General features: G+C 38.3%; 15 protein-coding genes. 7 read left to right on the top strand and 8 right to left on the bottom strand.

The features are described from left to right. Positions 1 to 55 precede the first annotated feature (55 nt). From LVD47_RS13850 to LVD47_RS13860, 3 genes are all read right to left on the bottom strand, one after another. Positions 56 to 1,783 carry a RagB/SusD family nutrient uptake outer membrane protein gene (locus LVD47_RS13850; RefSeq protein WP_236977420.1) on the bottom strand — a complete coding sequence of 576 codons (1,728 nt, stop codon included), beginning with the start codon at positions 1,781 to 1,783 and terminating at the stop codon, positions 56 to 58. A 10-nt stretch (positions 1,784 to 1,793) separates the two neighbouring features. Next, the gene (locus tag LVD47_RS13855; RefSeq protein ID WP_236977422.1) at positions 1,794 to 5,231 is read right to left on the bottom strand and encodes a TonB-dependent receptor; all 3,438 of its coding nucleotides are present in this window, start codon (positions 5,229 to 5,231) and stop codon (positions 1,794 to 1,796) included. Positions 5,232 to 5,582: 351 nt separating this feature from the next. Continuing rightward, positions 5,583 to 6,554, bottom strand: coding sequence for a FecR family protein (locus LVD47_RS13860; RefSeq protein ID WP_236977424.1), 972 nt, complete (start codon positions 6,552 to 6,554; stop codon positions 5,583 to 5,585). Between the two features lie 314 nt (positions 6,555 to 6,868). Here LVD47_RS13860 and LVD47_RS13865 point away from each other — a divergent pair, with 314 nt between their 5' ends. After that, on the top strand, positions 6,869 to 7,180 hold the full coding sequence (locus LVD47_RS13865; protein WP_236977433.1) for a hypothetical protein: 312 nt from the start codon (positions 6,869 to 6,871) through the stop codon (positions 7,178 to 7,180). Positions 7,181 to 7,278: 98 nt separating this feature from the next. After that, positions 7,279 to 7,554: an RES family NAD+ phosphorylase gene (locus LVD47_RS13870; RefSeq protein ID WP_236977445.1), complete on the top strand. Its 276-nt coding sequence runs from the start codon at positions 7,279 to 7,281 to the stop codon at positions 7,552 to 7,554. 200 nt (positions 7,555 to 7,754) lie between these two features. Here the strand turns inward: LVD47_RS13870 and LVD47_RS13875 are convergent, their stop codons facing one another. The 3 genes from LVD47_RS13875 to rpiA all read right to left on the bottom strand — a co-directional run bounded on the left by LVD47_RS13875 (position 7,755) and on the right by rpiA (position 10,297). Beyond that, entirely contained in the window at positions 7,755 to 8,861 is a 1,107-nt protein-coding gene (locus LVD47_RS13875) for a serine hydrolase domain-containing protein (RefSeq protein ID WP_236977456.1), read from the bottom strand. 195 nt (positions 8,862 to 9,056) lie between these two features. Beyond that, the gene (locus tag LVD47_RS13880) at positions 9,057 to 9,509 is read right to left on the bottom strand and encodes a GatB/YqeY domain-containing protein (RefSeq protein ID WP_236977458.1); all 453 of its coding nucleotides are present in this window, start codon (positions 9,507 to 9,509) and stop codon (positions 9,057 to 9,059) included. Between the two features lie 119 nt (positions 9,510 to 9,628). Then, positions 9,629 to 10,297, bottom strand: a complete 669-nt coding sequence (gene rpiA, locus LVD47_RS13885) for a ribose-5-phosphate isomerase RpiA (RefSeq protein WP_236977460.1) — start codon at positions 10,295 to 10,297, stop codon at positions 9,629 to 9,631. 527 nt (positions 10,298 to 10,824) lie between these two features. Between rpiA and LVD47_RS13890 the strand changes: the two genes are divergently transcribed. From LVD47_RS13890 to LVD47_RS13900, 3 genes are read left to right on the top strand one after another with little or no spacing between them, the layout of a single operon-like run. Further along, positions 10,825 to 11,718, top strand: a complete 894-nt coding sequence (locus tag LVD47_RS13890; protein WP_236977462.1) for a hypothetical protein — start codon at positions 10,825 to 10,827, stop codon at positions 11,716 to 11,718. A gap of 12 nt (positions 11,719 to 11,730) precedes the next feature. Next, entirely contained in the window at positions 11,731 to 11,919 is a 189-nt protein-coding gene (locus tag LVD47_RS13895) for a hypothetical protein (RefSeq protein WP_236977464.1), read from the top strand. 35 nt (positions 11,920 to 11,954) lie between these two features. Next, entirely contained in the window at positions 11,955 to 12,191 is a 237-nt protein-coding gene (locus tag LVD47_RS13900; RefSeq protein WP_236977482.1) for a hypothetical protein, read from the top strand. A gap of 148 nt (positions 12,192 to 12,339) precedes the next feature. On the opposite strand, the gene LVD47_RS13905 is transcribed toward LVD47_RS13900, so the two are convergent. Then, positions 12,340 to 15,624: a S41 family peptidase gene (locus tag LVD47_RS13905; RefSeq protein WP_236977489.1), complete on the bottom strand. Its 3,285-nt coding sequence runs from the start codon at positions 15,622 to 15,624 to the stop codon at positions 12,340 to 12,342. Positions 15,625 to 15,978: 354 nt separating this feature from the next. After that, positions 15,979 to 16,170 (bottom strand): hypothetical protein, encoded by a 192-nt coding sequence (locus LVD47_RS13910; RefSeq protein WP_236977497.1) that lies wholly within the window; start codon positions 16,168 to 16,170, stop codon positions 15,979 to 15,981. A 301-nt stretch (positions 16,171 to 16,471) separates the two neighbouring features. Here LVD47_RS13910 and LVD47_RS13915 point away from each other — a divergent pair, with 301 nt between their 5' ends. Next, positions 16,472 to 17,332 (top strand): hydroxypyruvate isomerase family protein, encoded by an 861-nt coding sequence (locus LVD47_RS13915; RefSeq protein WP_236977505.1) that lies wholly within the window; start codon positions 16,472 to 16,474, stop codon positions 17,330 to 17,332. A 175-nt stretch (positions 17,333 to 17,507) separates the two neighbouring features. Continuing rightward, positions 17,508 to 18,284: a hypothetical protein gene (locus LVD47_RS13920; RefSeq protein WP_236977507.1), complete on the top strand. Its 777-nt coding sequence runs from the start codon at positions 17,508 to 17,510 to the stop codon at positions 18,282 to 18,284. Positions 18,285 to 18,310: the final 26 nt, after the last annotated feature.

Consider the following 18,310-nt stretch of genomic DNA (forward strand, 5'->3'; position numbering starts at 1 on the left):
GAATAACGATAAATAGTTTGCTTTTTATTGACTTTTAATATTGAATATAACATTCTTAATACCCAGGATTTTGCTCCAGATTGGTTCCTGTATTTTTTTCAATATCATCAAAAGGAATAGGCCAAAGGTTATTGTGGTCTAAATAAGTTGGGCCGAGTTGGGGATCATATTTTCTGGATCGCTCTACAGTTTTGCCTAATCTCTGTACGGTAACAAGGTAAGGTGTTTCAAAATGTAATTCTCTCATGCGTTCATCTAATATATAGTCTATATTCACTTGAGATGGGTCGACTTCAGGAGCTTGAGCTCTTCTTCGGACAGAATTAATATCATTGGCGGCATTAGCTAAGTCTCCTTTGCCAAGGTAGGCTTCTGCTCTTAATAAGTAGGTTTCTGCCAATCTTATTACGTATTGATCTTTCCAGTTTCTCTTACATGGATCAGTGTGACCTATTGAGCCGGGAACGGATTGATCTTCAATTAATAATTCATTTGGAAAGCTTCCAAAAGTAGAGCCTTTAGCAATTGTAGGAAAATAATCTCTCATTGTATCAGTAAGGGTTTCTTGTGGAAAAGGTAGATTATCTTTTATAAGCCACTTTCCCACATGATCAGAGGCTGGGTTTTTAACAATCCAATCACGTATGATATTATGAGGAGCATTGCGGATATCTCCTTCTCCACTTTTTTCCCAAAGTTCATTTTCAAAATAAGGTCCGGGCCTTATAAAACCACCACCTCTTCCACCGTAGTTCTCATTTGGATGCGGAATTATCTGGACTTCATTTCCATCATTGTTTCTTACTTTTAATTGCCACAACCTTGGCATTTGGGCCCTGACACCGTATCCTCCGTTCCCACCGCCTGGAACGTTATATGAAAAAGGCATAACCCATAAAGATTCAGTGTTTCCGGCAGAACGGTCCTGGTTTCCTTTAAAAAACAAATCCCAATATACATCACCGCCGTCAAAATTAGGGTCATTATTAAACCCGAGTAACTCGGGACTTTCTATTTTATTTCCAAATCTTTCAGTCATTAATTCGGTGGCAGGATTTTCAATGACTTTTGATGCGATGTTTATGGCATCATCCCATCTTTCCAAAGATATGTATAGTTCAGATAATACGTGCATTGCTGCCATATTGTTCAGACGTGAAACATCTGTTCCATTGATGTCTGGCAAATTTTCTACTGCAAATTCAAGATCTGTTATACATTGTTCATAGACTTCCTGACGGGAAGCTCTTGTGTAATCACGTTTTGGTTCTTTTGTTTCCTCCAGAACTATAGGAACACCCCCATATAAATTTGCCAGGATTTTGTGTGATAAAGCCCTGAAAAATAGCGCTTCAGCTTGGATTCTGTTTTTTTGTTCTGCATTCAATTCTGCATTTGGATTTTCAGATCTTTCAATGATGACGTTTGCATCATATATCATACGATATAAGTTTACCCATAAGAAATTATACATATCACCAGAATTTGTTGGTAATAAAATGGATTGTACGTTGTCCCAACGAGCTTGATTTGGGTAGGAAAGTTCAGTTAAACTCCAAAGCAAGCCTCCATCTTCTTCATAAATCAAATCTCTATATACATCATGAAGATTTAAAACGGCCGCATCAAAGTCTGAGATTGATAAATAAGCATTTTCCGGGGAAAAAAAATCCTGTGGGATTTCTTCCAGAAATTTATCTTCATCACATGAAAAAAAGGGGATTGTAATAAATAAAAGTCCAATAAGAACCAGTATGTTTTGGATGTATATTTTATGTTTCATTTTACTATTATTAAAATTCTATATTTATTCCAAAAGAATAGCTTTTTAAAACGGGTCTTCCACTTCTTGTAATAGTTTGATTTGTTTCAGGATCCCACCCATTCCACTTTGTAAAAGTCAAAAGGTTTTTTCCATTTAAATAAACCTGAACTCCTTTTAAACCATTAATGCCTGTTATGTTGCCTGGAATTTGATAGGTGAGGGATACATTTTGTAACCGGATAAAACTCCTATCCCCATAAAGTGTTCCCCTTGTTCCATTTGCTGTATAAATATTGGGACGTTGATATCTTGCATTAGGATTTTCCGGAGTCCAGTATTCCACACTTTGAGGGAAAATATAACGAAAATGGAGTTCCGAATTTTGGAATCCAAAATCTAAGTAGTTATCACGACCTAAATACCGATTTTTCCCTCCCTGAATCGAATGGATAAAAAACTTTAAAGAGAGGTTTTTATAACTAAAATTATTATTTATGCCAAAAGTATATGCGGGTGTGGTATAACCAATTATTTTTCTGTCATCCAAAGGATTTATTACACCATCCCCATTTTGGTCAACAGGTTTATGTGCACCAACATCAAAACCTGGTGGTATCTCATCATTCAATTGCCATTTACCGTTTAATTCATAATCATAAATGGCATCGATTGATTCTCCAATGAATAACCCTTCTGATATCAAATCATCCTCACTTCCATCATTATCAAGATCAAACCCTAATAATTCTTTTAGCTCGTTGCGATTACGGGAAAACGTGAAAGAAGTTGACCAATTAAATTGATCTTTTTGAATATTCAATGTAGAAAGGCTTAGTTCCAATCCATTGTTATGTAATTTTCCTAAATTATCCGGGAATTCTGTATATCGACTAATTGCAGGAATATCTACCCTATAGAAGAGATTAGTAGTATTGTTATTATAATAATCAATACTTCCTGATATTCTCTGATTTAATATTCCAAAATCGATACCCAAATTAATTCCGGTAGTTTGTTCCCATTTAAGGTTGGGACTTTCCAATGTAGATATACTTTGTGTGTACAATGGTGTCCGTGACATATCAATAAAATTAAACCCTCCGTTGACTGTCGCCAGTGTCTGGTATCTGCCAATAGTTCTGTTCCCGACTGTTCCGTATGATATTCTCAATTTTAATTGATCCAACCAATTGGAATTATCTCGTAAAAACTGTTCCTCCGAAATATTCCAGGCAAAAGAAATGGAAGGGAAAATTCCAAATTTATTAGTTTTCCCAAATCCGGAAAATCCATCCCTTCTAATAGTACCTGTAAATAAATATTTGTAGTCAAATCCATAAAAAATCCTGGCCATTGAATAAAGACTCGTTTCTTCCCATGCTCCAGAAATTGCTTGTTGCCTTTCAGAATCAGCAACTTGTAGCCGATTGAAGCCTAAAATGTCATTTACAAAATTTTGGCCAATGGCCTGGGTGTTATCCTGAAGTCTTTTTTCCACTCCATAGACCAGGGTCAATTGAATATTATGAAGGTCGTTGAAGTTGCGGTTATATGAAAGTATATTATCTGAAGACCAGTTATTAATAAAAAGGATTTCTTTATTTCCCTCTCCTTGAAAATCTACCGCATATGATCTAAATTGGTATAATTTTGTCCTTTTGTAGTTATTAGCAAAATTAACTTTGTAGGAAAGTCCGTCTAAGAAGGGAAAGTCAATTTTAGTATATAGATTTCCAAACAGATTGAGGCTTTTATTTAAGTCGTCCCTTTGGAATTGCAAATTGGGATTAATTTGGCCGGCAAGAATAGTCCTATATCTTTCACCATTAGAATCCATGTCGGTAGCATACGGCTCAATATAGCGATCTGTAGGATTTGCTGTTGCTCCAGAATAATCACCCAAGCTCATAAAGGATTGGATGCCTATTTCAATCCAATCTGTAACATTGGTTGTCAAATTGAGCCTGGCAGATAATCGATCATAAGACTCATTCTGTAAATACCCCTTTTGCTCATTATATCCTAATGAAATAAGATATGAATTAAATTCATTACTGTTTGATAAAGACAGATTATGATTTTGAGTGTATAATAAGTCATTTGTGATAACATCGTACCAGTTAGTAGATCTCCCATCCCGATATGCTTCTCCTTCCTCATTCACTGAAAAAATATTACTTATTTGCCAATTGGGATTAGGTTCTAGATAACCCGACTCTTCTGTTCGGCTTTGAAAGACAATAGATTCTTCAGTTTGTTTATAAAATCCCTCCAGATCAGGAGGTGTTAAATCTTTTACAGGATTTTGAATTGAATATGAACCAGAATATGATATAGTTGGTTTACCCTTATTATTTAGTCCTTTTTTCGTGGTTAATAGAATAACACCATTGGCTGCTTGCGATCCGTAAACAGCTGCTGCACTAGCATCTTTCAGAATATCGACAGATGCAATGTCGGAAGGGTTTATATCATTAATATTTCCTCGAAATATTACATTATCGACGACAACCAGGGGAGAATTGGAACCAGCTAAAGTAGACTGTCCTCTAATTAGCATATTGGGTTCTTGTCCTGATTGTATAGTTTGGCCGATGTCAAGACCGGCTACATTTCCTCTTAGTGATTCCATAATAGATGTATTTGGAGATTCAGCCATAGCATCTATATCGGCCCGGACCACACTCCCCGTCAAATCACTCTTTTTCTGTGTCCCATACCCCACGACCACTACTTCATCCAGGGTCTGGGAATCTTCCAGTAATGTAACTTCAATCTCGGTTTTACCTCCAATTTTAATTTCCTGGGTTTGATATCCTATATATGATATTACCAGTATCGCTTGTTCATCTACTTCTTCCAACGTAAATCGCCCTTCAAAATCGGTGGAGGTTCCTTTGTTGGTTCCTTTGACCAATACGTTGACCCCAATCAGAGGCTCCCCGGACTGATCTTTTACAGCCCCTGAGAGGGTAGGGCGTATAGGTTGCAATGTGATTTTATCTTTTTTTAACAGGGGAATTACCCGGTTTTCTGAAAGGTCTTTCTTGGCAGCTGGTTCTTCATCCAGGATCGTTTCGAGCCACTTTTCTGCATCGGGATCCCCTCTTTTGAAAAGAACGATGAGATTTTTAATCAGCAAATAGTCAATCTCCTTGTTGGCGAAGAGGTGATCCAATGCCTCTTCCAGGGAAGCATTGTGAATTTGTACCGTTATTTTCTGGGAAACATCTACCAATTTTGAGTTGTAAAAGACGTGGTATTCTGTCATTTGTTCAATCTTGGAAATGGCTTGTGACAAAGGTTTATTTTTAATGTCTAATGAAATATTTTGCGTCAGAACTTCAGTAGCCATTAATTCCCCGAGGGTCATAAATAGGATGATGACATACATCTTCATAATACGGATGGTCTTTTTCGTGAAAAATTCACGCCAGATCACTTTCCGGTGATAGCTTTTTTTCATAATTTCATTTTTCTTCCTCATGCATTGTCTTTCAAGGGACTAGGCATGAGCGATACGTTAATAATCGGCTGCCCCAGGACTCACTTCCAATGATTTACCGGGGCAGCTGTTTTTTATAGGGTTACCGTACCCAGCCTCGCGCCGCCATTAGCTATTGCAGAGGCACAGGGAATTGGCCCCAAGGTCCCCGAAGGGATGTCTTTGCCAGGTGCCAATGGTATAAGCCGCTTTTATTTGCTGATTTTCATCCATTATTTTTCTTACATATGGTTACCTACCAAGCAATTCATGACCTTGTCGGTCAGGATCATTTACTTCTTTTGCTTTCCGGTAGCTTAGTAGTCCCAGGTTTTATTCCAAAAACAATTCTATTTTCTTTCCGTCTTTATTATAATTGATGTCCGACGATATCTTAAGTACACGGAGCACTTCGTCAATGGTCAGATTGTCAAATGTTCCTGTAAATAAAAAACCGTTCAATTCGCTAGAATCTATGTAGCATTCCACATCATACTTGCGTTCTATGTCCCGGACGACCTTCTCCAGTGGTGTATCTTGAAATAATAATTTTCCCTCTCTCCAGGGAGCGGCTTCAAATTCAGAGACATCTTCGATCACAAATTGCTCTGTGTTTTTGTCCAAAACTGCGGCCTGCATCGGTTGCAGGGTTACAGGTTTGTTGGTTTTTCCGGATAATTCTACAATGCCACTGACCAGTGTCGTGACAGGTTTTTCGTCGTCGGGATAAGCCCTTACATTGAATGTGGTACCAAGTACTGTAACATCCAGGTTTTCGGTATGGACGATAAAGGGACGCTGAGAATCATGTGCCACATCAAAGAAAGCTTCCCCACTCAGGTGGATTTGGCGTATTGAATCGGAGAAATTCGGACTCCATGTTAAACGGCTATCTGCATTAAGCTGAACCTTGCTACCATCCGGCAATAAAATTTCAGTGTTTTCACCTTTGTCTGTAATACTTATCTGTTCATCCACTTCGTCAACTTTACCAGGTTTTGGCTTTGTCGTTTCCGTTGTCAAGTCCCATACAAACCAGGTTGAAGCCAATAGTATAACAGCTGCGGCAACACGCATCCAAACCGGTGCTGTCTGTTTCCTTTTCTTTGTTTTTTCAATTACCTCCCTGTAGCTTTTGTCTATATCAAGATGAGGGGTGTTGAATTTCGCAACCGTATCCCTTGCCTTGAGAAGATTGTAGCGTTTCCGGTTTTCATTTGAGGCTTCGATCCAGCGAATGATTTTTTGCCTTTCTGCCTGAGCAAGCTCTTTGTTAATAAATTTTATAAGTGTTTCGTCAGTCATATTTTGTTTTTCAACAGAATCGATTTTTGCGGCATTTGCTTACACCCAAGGTTTATGATATTATACCCTTACTGAGTTTTGGCGGTGTTGTTGTACATTAAAACAATCCCCAATATTTTACTCTCAGTATAAAGACGAGTAGAAATTGATTTACCCTGATTGGATAGACGATTTTTTTAGTTTTTTTTGACTTTTCTCGTGGGTGAAATCCTATGGATTAATCTGAGTCTATCGAATTTTGAGTATTTTTTCCTGTTCTATATGGTATTTTTTCCGTATTTTAATCCTTACCTTATAAATAAAAGACAAGAATAATGGGTACTATCAATTTAGAAAGTGATTACGAAATTGTAGTAGCAGCCCGTAAGGGGATAAATTCTAAAATGTTTTATGATTTTGCCAAAAGCATTGATAAGTCAGGTAAACAATTAGCTTCAATGATTAATATTTCTATAAGGACTATTAATCTGTATAGAAACCAAAATAAAAACTTAGACCCTGTGCATAGCGAGCACCTTTTGAAGATAATAGCTTTATTTAAAAAAGGAAAAGAAATTTTCGGTACTACGGAGGAATTTAATTATTGGTTGAGCAAACCTTTATGGGGATGGAAGAGACTCCTTTAGATTGGTTAAATACCCCGGGCGGTGTAGATGTAGTTAAAGATGAATTAATGCATCTGGAACACGGATATCCTGTTTAGATCGAAATCATCTATAGAATTATGTTAATTTACAGAATCACACAAAGAAAATATAGTGATAAATTATTTGCGGCTGGTTTTGCGGGTAGGTGGAATGGAGAAGGGAAAAAAGTGATCTACAGTGCCGAGTCGATTGCATTGGCATTTTTAGAAAATATGATTCGAAGACATGGCGCGGGCTTTAATGACCAATTTGTGATTATGATTATCGAAGTCCCCGACTTTTTAAAGGTTTCAACGGTCTATTTGGATCAATTAGAACCGGGGTGGAGAGGACGAAGCTATATTCAATGTTAACAAATTGGAAATAAATGGTATGATCAATCAGAAACACCAATTCTTACAGTACCCTCTGCCGTCTTACCTGTATCTTTTAATTTTGCCATTAATACAAGTCACATAGACTATCAACACATTCGCTTAATAGATACCTTGGATTTGATTCCCGATGAAAGGATTGAAAAAATATTGAAGCATCAAGGATAAAACGCTCCGTGCTACTCTGCCAGTGCCGCCATCAATTCATGGCTCAGTTCCCCTATTTTGCCGGTTTGAGGGCTAAAGGCAGAAACATTTGAAAGTACGATAATGCCGTTTTTATTGTCTACATCGAGAATCATAGACGAAGTATACCCTCCTGTGCCGCCGTTGTGCCAATACCATTCATTACCGGAGTCAGTTTTAATAGATGCCCATCCTAGGGCAATTTCCATATTCTCCGATTGCCGGAATGTATTGACACGGGTGAGGGCCAATTCTGTATTTACAGGATCGAATTGTGCAATAGCAAATTTTGCAAGGTCACTTACTGTGGACAAAATGCCACCGGCCCCTGATAGAACTGACATGTCCCAATTCGATACGACTTCACCTCTTTGATTCAACCCTTTGACCAGATCAGATGCTTCGACTCTTATAGTCGAGGATTTATCCATGCCGTATTTGGAAAATATTTTTGAATGTAGGAGGAATTCATAAGTAGTGTTTTCTATTTGACTTAGTATGTATCCTAATAAACCTACACCTAAATTGGAGTATTCATAGTGGGACCCGGGAGAATGGGACAAGCTCATTTCTTCTTTCAGGTAATGTATGAGTTTTTCTTCATTGTATTCTTTGTAGGGATTGGCGGGGTCGACTTTGAAAAGATTTAGGTTGGAAGGAAGTCTGGGTAATCCTGAAGTGTGGTTGGCCAATTCTTTAAAGGTTATTTGAATATTATTATTTAGAGGGAAATCCAGGAATGAGTTAATGGAATCATCAAGATTTAATTGTTCATTGAGTACTAAATTAGCTAAAACCGAACAGGTAAACACCTTTGTTATAGACCCTATTTCAAAAAGATTATTAGCATTGTTACAATTTATGATGGAGTCATTTGATCTTTCGATACCGTAAAAGGAAATGTCTCCATTTCTGATTATAGCAAAAGCTACCTGTGATTTTTCAGGCAGGTTTTTGGTTTTTTCAAAAATCAGTTTCGATTGCGCATTGGAGATGCCGGAAAAAGTGTCTAACTGGTTATGTTTCGCGGGTTGATCCGGTTGGCCAATTAGCAAAAAGGAAATAGGTAAAAGGAATATGAGTATTATAATTTTCTTCACGCCATTATTTTAATAATCTGTACAATTGGCTTATTAACCATTCAAAACCTGGTGCTCCCGAAAAAAATATTCCGGTGCCATTTGGGAATTAGGCTTTATCATGTCATTATAGTGCCTGGTTATATTCCACCTGAGTGCCCCGATTGGCACTTAAATATTGGCTATGTACACGATAGCATTGTCGTCCTCCGATTACTATCCTTTGTTCAAGCGTCCCTTTACGATACTCGCTATAGTCTTACCATCTGCTTTACCTCCTAATTCTTTTTGGGCCATGCCCATTACTTTTCCCATGTCTGCCATGGAAGAAGCACCGGTTTTTTCCATGATTTGATCAATAATTTGAGCGATTTTGTCTTCACTTAACTGTTCGGGAAGATATGCACTGATATGATCAATTTCTATTTTTTCTTTATCGGCAAGATCCTGTCGGTTTTCCTTTTGGTATATATCAAGGGATTCCTGTCGGGATTTTACCATTTTTTGGATCATTTTAATTTCGTCAGCTTCTGTCAGTTCTTTGCCACTTCCATCAGTTTTAGCCAATAACAGCTCTGACTTGACGGCGCGAAGAGAGCGTAGTTTATCTTTGTCTTTTGCTTTCATGGCTTGCACCATATCTTTTTGGATTTTTTCTTCGAGTGTCATAGGATAACGATTTTAAGGTTGACTACTTTTCTAATTAATTTTGTCCAACATTTTCAAGGGATGGACGGATTCTTTAAACTACAAATCTTTAAGAAAGTTTTCAAACCATTATGTAGATATTAATATATTTTCAAATTCCCTTCGGAGTCACTGCTTATGATCTTATCTGCCATTCCTACGAATAGCCCATTCTCTACTACTCCCGGAATTTGATTAAGGGTAAGATTTAAAGCCCTGGGGTCTTTAATTAATTCAAAACTACAATCCAGTATGAAGTTGTCATTATCTGAAATGAAGTCGGAACCATCTTCTTTTTTACGCCAATCCGAGGTACAACCCAATTGGTTGACTTGCCGCCGTGTTACTTCACGTGCAAAGGGGGTGATTTCCACGGGGAGTTTGAATTTCCCGAGATGATGTACAAGTTTGGAATTATCGACTATAATTATGTAATACCCGGTAATGGATGCCACAATTTTTTCTCTGAGGTGAGCCCCACCTCCTCCTTTGATTAGGTTTTTATCCGGATCTACCTCGTCAGCTCCGTCTATGGTGATATCTATCTTCTCAACTTCGGATATGGGAACAAGTGGGATATTCCACTTGTAGGCTAATTGTTCTGTGCTCTTGGAGGTAGGAACACAGCGGATGTTCAGGCCATTTTGAATTAGTTGTCCTACCTTTCGGGTCGTGAAATAAGCAGTGGACCCTGTTCCTAATCCAACGGTCATTCCATTTTCGATAAATTCTGTAGCTTTTTCCCCTACGATTTGTTTTGGGTTGGTCATATTGTATCGTGTAAATAAACTGGGGCAAAAGTAAATAAAATATGGGTGAAAAAATACTCATTCTTACCCTCCATTGAATAATTCATGGGTTGTTATTATTGTGGAATTAACTCTAGTTATAAATTATTCGTGTAGAAAATTAGAGTTAGGTTTTGCATTGTTTGTTTTTATTGTTATTTTTTGAATCAATAAGGAAAATCATATTTAGATTATGGATTTAAGAGCGAAAATAATAGCACATTTCTTCCGATAGCTTTCTTTACCATATTCTTTCGATAAGAATATACCTGTATTCTTACCGAAATGGAGTTTTTTTGTTCTTGTTCATGCTCTGGTAATCAGTTTTATTTCTAATTAAAAATATAAAACAAAACAATTATGCTTTGTCTTGGTATAGGTGTGCCAAGATCTGTATAGATTTTCGTAAAAAAATATGAAAACATACAAAAAATAAACCTCATCCCAACCAATTGTGTGTGTAGGTCAGGATGAGGCTAAAATTATATAACAATGTAAAATTAGTTAAAATGAAAAATATTCATTTATTCATAGTCACATTCTTTTTAATTTGCTCATGTACAAACTATTCAATCGATAATAAGATAATGTCATTTGATAAATCTAAGGGATTTGGACTAACCTCAGAGGAAATGATTAATATTGGAAAGCTTCATAATGAATTTGCTCTTAAACTTGAAAAGAGAATGGATTTAAGTTGTACCAAATGTAGTCAGATCCTAAAAAGAAATTTGATCGATATATTGGAAGAAAAACTTCGTAAAGCTGGACTAGCAGGTTCCTTGGATTCGGAAACAATAATCGAAAAGGCGTTGATCGATGCAACAGCTTTAAGAGAGATTGATTTTAGTTTAAAGGAATGGAAGCCAAGTTTACTTAGTGATTCAGGTTTTAAATCTTATGGAAGAATACTTGATGAAGTGGATTTGGCAGAAAGTGTATTAGATGTTAACAATAGAATTGATGATTTGAAAGTATTATTTGAGAAGTCATCACATTCGGAATTTGAAAAGGAGGTTTTAATTTCATCAGCAGAAGTTGCAAGATATTCATTTGAATTATGGGCACCAGAGGATATTGGGGGATTAGGACTTTGGGGGCGTATTAATGGTGAGTTGTCGCAAGAAAATGTAAATTATGGTGATGGTATTATTCTTTCGAAAAGAAATGATGACGAAGATTCTAATGATTCTGAAAAGTCAAAAAAGAGATGGTGTTGGAAATGCGCAGTAGCGGGTGATGTAGCAGGATTGGCTTCATATTTTACAAGTTTAGGAGTTGTAGGAAGTATAACCGCTGCTGCAATTCCTGGGACTAATGGTATTCTGGCTTTAAGTGCTGCAGCTACATCAGTTGGTGGATCTGTAATTGGCGGTTCTCAAGTTACAAGTCAAATCGATTAAAACTAATTAGTTATGAAAAACAGAAAACCTATATTGTATTTACTTATTGGAATTGTCCTGATGTTAATACTTTATCTATTCTTTCGAGATGATTTTGTCCCTACATTGAAGAATATAATAGTTTATGGTGTAATAGGACTTACAGGAGTGTTGATAACCGTGATTCTAAATCAGGTAATTTCATCAAAGGATCGAGAGTAGAAGTGTTTCATTGTTGTTTCTAAAAACAAACACTTATGATTTCTGAGATTGCTTTAATAATTGTGTTTCTCCTACTTTTGATTTTACCGAAGCGATTCATTGGCTCCATCAAAAAACCTTACGATATCTATGTAAAATGGGGATTGGGTATGGTATTGATCGGGGTGGTCTGGTGGGCCATGAATGACGGGAAAATGAGTATGAAGATTATGCTGACAATAGTGGTTTTGTATTCCTTGATGCGGGGACATAACTACGGAAAGGAAGTTTAAAGTGAGTCGCCGGATCATTGATTATGAGATCTTTTGTGCCTTTTATTAGGTATTTAAACCCAGTGCGGTTCTCACAAATACAAGTATGATCAGCAAACCGCAAAAAAAAGCCGGAAAGGTTCTATCCTTTCCGGCTTTGTAGTTGGTATCAATTTCGTTTTTCCACCGGTGGGGGTGCGGGTAATCTCTTCGGTGCAGATTTTAATTGTTCCAGTACATTTTGAACTGCTGCTTCCAATTGAGAGTCATGGCCTTTCGCCAGTTCCGTAGGGTCTTCCGGCACTTCTATGTCAGGGTCAACTCCGTGCCCTTCCTTAAACCATGTACCGTCCGGATTGTACATTCGGAAAGTAGGCGCTGTTACACTACCGCCGTCGATAAGGCTGGGGGCACCTGTAATACCTATTAATCCTCCCCATGTAGTGGTTCCGATTAACGGTCCAAGGCCTGTTTTCCTAAAATAATCAGGGAAGGCATCACCTCCGGATCCCGACCAACCGTTGATTAACATGGCTTTTGGGCCAAAATGTGCCGTCGGTGGCCAGGCCCAATTTTCACCGTCCCTTACGTCCCAGTAAGCTAAAGCGGGACGGTCTAGCAATTCAATGAATCGATCGGGAATTTGTCCCCCATTATTGAAGCGTTCGTCAACGATCATTCCTTCTTTGTCTATTTGCCCGTAAAACATACGTACCAGCTCTTTTTGACCATCAAGACCGGTACTGGGTACATAAACATAGCCAATCCGACCATTGGAAGCTTCTTCTACATATTTTCGGTTTTTTTCAATCCATGAAAGATTGCGTAATCTTGTTTCAGAACTCATCGTCTTAACATAAATCTTTCGCGCATCGGTTTTGTCGGGTGAATCATTTATCAATAATTCTACCGTTTTATCTGCTAAACCGGAAAAGGCGCCCCATGGGTCAGTAAAGTCGTTGAGAGAAATGCCATTGACCGCCAGGATATAATCCCCTTCAGTTACTTCCAGTCCGGGTTCATCTAATGGGGAACGCACTTCAGTATCCCAGGGGGCAGGTCGAATAATTTCATCGATTCTGAAGGCACCGTTTTCAAAAGAGAAATTTACTCCGAGGTAGCCTACCGAGGTGGATTTACTGTCTTCATTATCTCCACCACCTCTATATGTATGAGAAGCGTTGAGCTCCCCAATTAATTCTCCGATTATATAATTGACATCGGTTCTGGAATTGGCATTGGCTAATAATTCCCCGTAATGCTCTTTTTGCTGATTCCAGTCAACACCATGCATATTTTCATCATAGAAAAAATCCCTTTCAATTCTCCAAACGTCAGAAAAAATCTGTTTCCATTCCTGTCTGGGATCTAATTTTATTTGCATTTCATCAAGGGCTATGGTTTTTTCAAGCTTTTGACCTTTACCCACACTGATAATTCCCATTTTCTGAGGACTGCCGGTTAATATCTTCTTGCCATCCGCTGTAAGCATGTAAAAATTGATACCGTCAATGATCGTTTCCTCCTTCTTTTCTTTTAGGTCAAAGTATTGCAAAGTGGGCTTAGATACCCCTCCTGCCGAGGTAGGATATCTCATATACAATACCTTCCCTTCGATGGCTGAAATACTTCCTATTGACCCCGGTTGGATGGGAAGGATGATCGTACGACTTTCAATATTCTCCAGGTCTATCCTGGTTTTATTTTTTTCATCATCATCTTCTTTGGCGTTATCCCCTTCTGCATCCGATTCTTTGTTCGAATCTTCATCCTTTTTTTCTTCTTCCTTACCATCTTTGGACTCGGTCTTTTCCTTTTCTATTGTTACAGTATCATGTTCGGCTAATAGGGGGGAAGGTGTTTCCAGGCTCAAAGGGATCATGGCCAATTGGTTACTATTTACATATACCCAGGAGTTGTCAAAATTGCTGTACTCAGGATCGAATCGCTGATCCGTTTCAAAGCAAATGTATTTACCATCAGAGGAGAATACGGGATCATTATAATTATAGAAACCTGAAGTAACCTGGTGTAATTCTTTTTCTTCCGTATCAAATAAAAAAATGGCGTTTTGTCTGTTGTCTAAACCACGGTCGTAGGTAATCCAACGACTGTCCGGAGACCAGCTTACTGAAAACCCTCTTAGGGCACCCTCGTACATCCATTTTCCTTTGTCTACTTTCGTGATTTCTCCCGACTGAATATCGATTAACCGGATCTCCATAGCTTGATTGATAAAAGCTAATTTGTCCCCGTCCGGAGACCAGTATATTTGATAATTAAATCCATTCGTAAAGTCTGTAACTTTCTTTACTTTTCCTGATTTGTAATCGTGAATATAGAGTTGGTATTCCCCGGAGGTATCACTCCAGTACGCCAAATTCTTTCCGTCAGGTGACCAGGCCGGATATCTCTCTGCCGCGCCAGAAGAATTGGTAAGGTTTACTACGGCCCCTTTTTCTGCGGGAAGGTCAAAAATATCGCCCCGGGCTTCTATAAGTACCCTTTCGCCCCGTGGTGATACGAAAGCATTTTGAATATTGGATTTTACATTTACCCAGTGTGGTTTGACCTTTTCATAATCATTGGTCAAAGAAATTTTTATTTCCGAATACTTTTCGGTCCCCAGGTTTAAAAGGAATAATTTTCCACCGGCTTCAAAAACAATATCTTCAGGCCCATTTGCTGGTAAATGGACGTCGACATCATTGAATTTGGTGACTTGACTGTGTTTAGAGGAGTTTATATCGTATTTCCAAATATTGTAGCGAGATTCTTTCCCTTTGTCTGAAATATAATAAATCGAATTATTGTGCCACATGGGAATTTCATCATTATAATTGTTCTCTGTGATGTTTTCCGATTTCAGTGTTTCCAAATCGAATATGAATATATCTGCTGACATTCCACCTTCGTACCTTTTCCAGGTTCGGAAAACCCGCGATTTATAGGTATAAGCTATTTTATTCCCATCTGGGGAATAGGATCCGAATTCTGCGTGTTCCATTGGCAGTTTCTGGGGCAGGCTACCCATTGCCTTAACGGTGTAGAATTGATTGTATCTTTGTTTTCCACTTTGCATAGAGGAGGCAAACAGTAATTCTTTGCCATCTGGTGTCCAATCTACCAGTCGGTCTGCCATTCCGTGATGGGTTAATCTTTTGGGAATACCACCTGCCGTGGGAATGGAATAAATGTCTACATTGCCGTCATAATTGCCTGAAAAGGCAACGGTTTTTCCATCCGGAGCAAAACGGGGGAATAGTTCTGCTCCCGCCGGAGAGCTTAATTTGACCGCCTGCCCGCCTTCTTTGTCTACCAACCAAAGGTCATCGGCAAAAGAAAAGACCACTTTGTCTTTAGATACATCGGGATGCCGGTAGATCCGGTTTTGTGCGGAAACAGACGTCAAAACAAATAAAAATACTGAAATCGAGAGTAATTTCATTTTCATAGGATAAGTTTTAGTATGTAAGTGAGTTCTTAAATAGTTTAGAAAGATAGGGATAAAACTGATTTAGAGGTAGGTAGCTCCTTTTTTCTTATACGAATGGCTATAAAAACGGGATTAAATGCGATTTTCATATTGCGCTTCGGCTTCCATTGCTTTCCAGTCAAAGGGTTCAAACAATTCTAAAAAGTCAGGGGCGAAGTCATTCAACGCCGTCGATGTTACGGTAGTGCTGCGTACAAATTCTTTGCTGGGATGCGCTCTCCGGATGAATCCAGGGTGTAAATGGTCAGGTGTTTGTCGTCGGGACTGACTGCCCAATAATCCTTTACCTCATTAGTACTGTAAAGTTCGTATTTATGCGTCAGGTCTTTTTAGGACGTCGAGAAAAAAAGGATCTCTGCGACTAGGTGGAAGACCGAGGCGTCCTTCTTCACTCTGCTTATCGAGACTCCATATAATACAAATGTCCGGTTGGACTGCATCTTCCAATGTCATTTCCCCTGCTTCTGTTTCAGTAAAAAAACCTGACATCAGATGGAGTGGCATAGACTTTACACTTCATTCCTTTGAGAAACTTATAAAAATGATCTGTAATCGCTACTGATAACTTTTGATGAGTGTGGGATGGTGTAGGACTAATAAGGAATAACTACCCTTTGATCAACTCTACCCGTTCATTGATCCGCAAAGTAAGGTAGTTCGTACAGATGTACTTCTTGTCGAAATCAAGTTGTAATAATTGGGTAATCATATCATTTTACCTATTGCGTACAATCATTGAATATACGGAAATTTTGTAATTTACGTGATGTGAAATCTATTAAAAACCATAATTATTCTGCAAAAAATGGATCGAAAAGAAGCTTTAAAGACCTTGGGTGCAAGTGCTATGGGACTGGCGATTCCTGCTGATCTAACCATTAGGGAAAATGCCTTTACTAAACTGAAAGGTAATATTCACCATTCTGCCTGTTATTGGTGCTATAATTCCATGAAACTGGATGATTTTTGCCGGGAAGCCAGGAAAGTAGGGTTGGTAGGTGTGGATCTCCTTCGTCCCGAGCAATGGGAAACAGCCTTCAATCATGGGCTCACATGTACAATGGCAACTATTGAAGAGGCCAATATAGAAAGTGGGTTTAACAGGATAGATAATCACGATCATTTGGTAAATGCCTACTCTGAGGTGATCCCCAAATTGGCAGATGCAGGATTGAAAAACGTCATCGTTTTTTCAGGGAATCGAAAGGGTATGGATGATGAAATGGGGTCAGACAATTGTGCCCGGGGGCTGGAGCCTTTGGTAAAGGTGGCGGAAAGGTATAATATAGTTATTCAAATGGAACTACTCAACAGTAAAGTTAATCACCCCGATTACCAATGCGACCATACGCTATGGGGAGTAGAACTATGCAAAAAGGTGAACTCTCCCAATTTTAAATTGCTGTACGACATATATCACATGCAAATAATGGAGGGGGATATTATAGCGACGATTAGGGAATATCATCCTTATATCGGACATTACCATACAGGAGGAGTGCCTGGCAGACACGAGATTGATGACACCCAGGAATTATATTACCCTGCAATCATGAAAGCAATTTTGGAAACAGGGTACGATGGTTATGTAGCCCAGGAATTTATTCCTGCTCGCGAAAATGTAATTGGAAGTTTGAAACAAGGTGTGGGAATTTGTGATGTGTGAATAGATGCCGGCGGTTCGCGGCCGGAAGGGCTATAAATCTTATATGTCAGATCTGTCCTGCACCCGTAATGGATGTGAGTGAGATTTGCAGATTTGACTGTAGTTTGATTTTGTATCTTGAAATGGTCCATCTATCTACCTGGAAATTCAGCCTTTGTTAATAAATTGAGCAATAATGGTCAGAATAAAAAAGTTAATGGATAAATATTTATTAACTATGAGAATCGTTTTATTTGCTCTAATAACTTTTTATTTATATCCAATTACTGTAAAGTCACAGAGACATTATCAGCTCAATGATACGCTTTATGTATGGTCTATGCAAGGTGCGCCTATATATGAAGAAGCAGATAATCCCGGTTCTAAAATAAAGACGTACTATTATGGAGAGGCTGCCCGGGTCGTCGATACGAAGATAGATAAGCACAAAGATAACCGTTACATAGGAAAAGATTTTAAGTTTTCAGGAGCCATGGTTAAAGTTATCATGCAAAAGGATACCGGATATGTATATGACGGGTATTTGTCTGCATTGCGACCCTTGAACCCGCGTTCCGGAAATCGCGGAATCCAACTTTTGGAAGCTTCTTTCGGAAAGGAACCTGTTGTTACGGAAAAAACAAGAACTTCTAATGGGCAACAGGGAGAAAAATCTGTCTCTGAGTATGGGAAAAATATAAGGTATGTAAAAGAATTAAAGGGCAATTGTACGGTCGAAACATTTACCTTAAATAACGTTCGATTGAATGGGGCCTACTACTTTATGATGACAGTATATTCTAATTATTTTTTGAAGGATGCAGATTCAATAGAAGAACCTGACTTCACTCAAAATGCAAGAGGGAAATATTATTTTACGGTAAAGAGTGGAGCTGAGAGAAAAAGGATAACGATACAAAAATCTGGAAATACCTATGAAGTATCTTCCTTCGAATGTGAACTACCTGAATAAATAATAAAAAATAACTTTCTCATTTA

The organism is Membranihabitans maritimus, from assembly GCF_021729145.1.
In the GTDB taxonomy this organism is placed as follows: Bacteria; Bacteroidota; Bacteroidia; order Chitinophagales; family Saprospiraceae; genus Membranihabitans; species Membranihabitans maritimus.

Coding starts and splice junctions, on each gene's coding strand:
- LVD47_RS13900 (WP_236977482.1), top strand. CDS start 11,955: ATGATTTCTGAGATTGCTTTAATAATTGTGTTTCTCCTACTTTTGATT.
- LVD47_RS13855 (WP_236977422.1), bottom strand. CDS start 5,231: ATGAAAAAAAGCTATCACCGGAAAGTGATCTGGCGTGAATTTTTCACG.
- LVD47_RS13905 (WP_236977489.1), bottom strand. CDS start 15,624: ATGAAAATGAAATTACTCTCGATTTCAGTATTTTTATTTGTTTTGACG.
- LVD47_RS13890 (WP_236977462.1), top strand. CDS start 10,825: ATGAAAAATATTCATTTATTCATAGTCACATTCTTTTTAATTTGCTCA.
- LVD47_RS13870 (WP_236977445.1), top strand. CDS start 7,279: ATGTTAATTTACAGAATCACACAAAGAAAATATAGTGATAAATTATTT.
- LVD47_RS13915 (WP_236977505.1), top strand. CDS start 16,472: ATGGATCGAAAAGAAGCTTTAAAGACCTTGGGTGCAAGTGCTATGGGA.
- LVD47_RS13860 (WP_236977424.1), bottom strand. CDS start 6,554: ATGACTGACGAAACACTTATAAAATTTATTAACAAAGAGCTTGCTCAG.
- LVD47_RS13880 (WP_236977458.1), bottom strand. CDS start 9,509: ATGACACTCGAAGAAAAAATCCAAAAAGATATGGTGCAAGCCATGAAA.
- LVD47_RS13910 (WP_236977497.1), bottom strand. CDS start 16,170: ATGCCACTCCATCTGATGTCAGGTTTTTTTACTGAAACAGAAGCAGGG.
- LVD47_RS13920 (WP_236977507.1), top strand. CDS start 17,508: ATGGTCAGAATAAAAAAGTTAATGGATAAATATTTATTAACTATGAGA.
- rpiA (WP_236977460.1), bottom strand. CDS start 10,297: ATGACCAACCCAAAACAAATCGTAGGGGAAAAAGCTACAGAATTTATC.
- LVD47_RS13895 (WP_236977464.1), top strand. CDS start 11,731: ATGAAAAACAGAAAACCTATATTGTATTTACTTATTGGAATTGTCCTG.
- LVD47_RS13850 (WP_236977420.1), bottom strand. CDS start 1,783: ATGAAACATAAAATATACATCCAAAACATACTGGTTCTTATTGGACTT.
- LVD47_RS13865 (WP_236977433.1), top strand. CDS start 6,869: ATGGGTACTATCAATTTAGAAAGTGATTACGAAATTGTAGTAGCAGCC.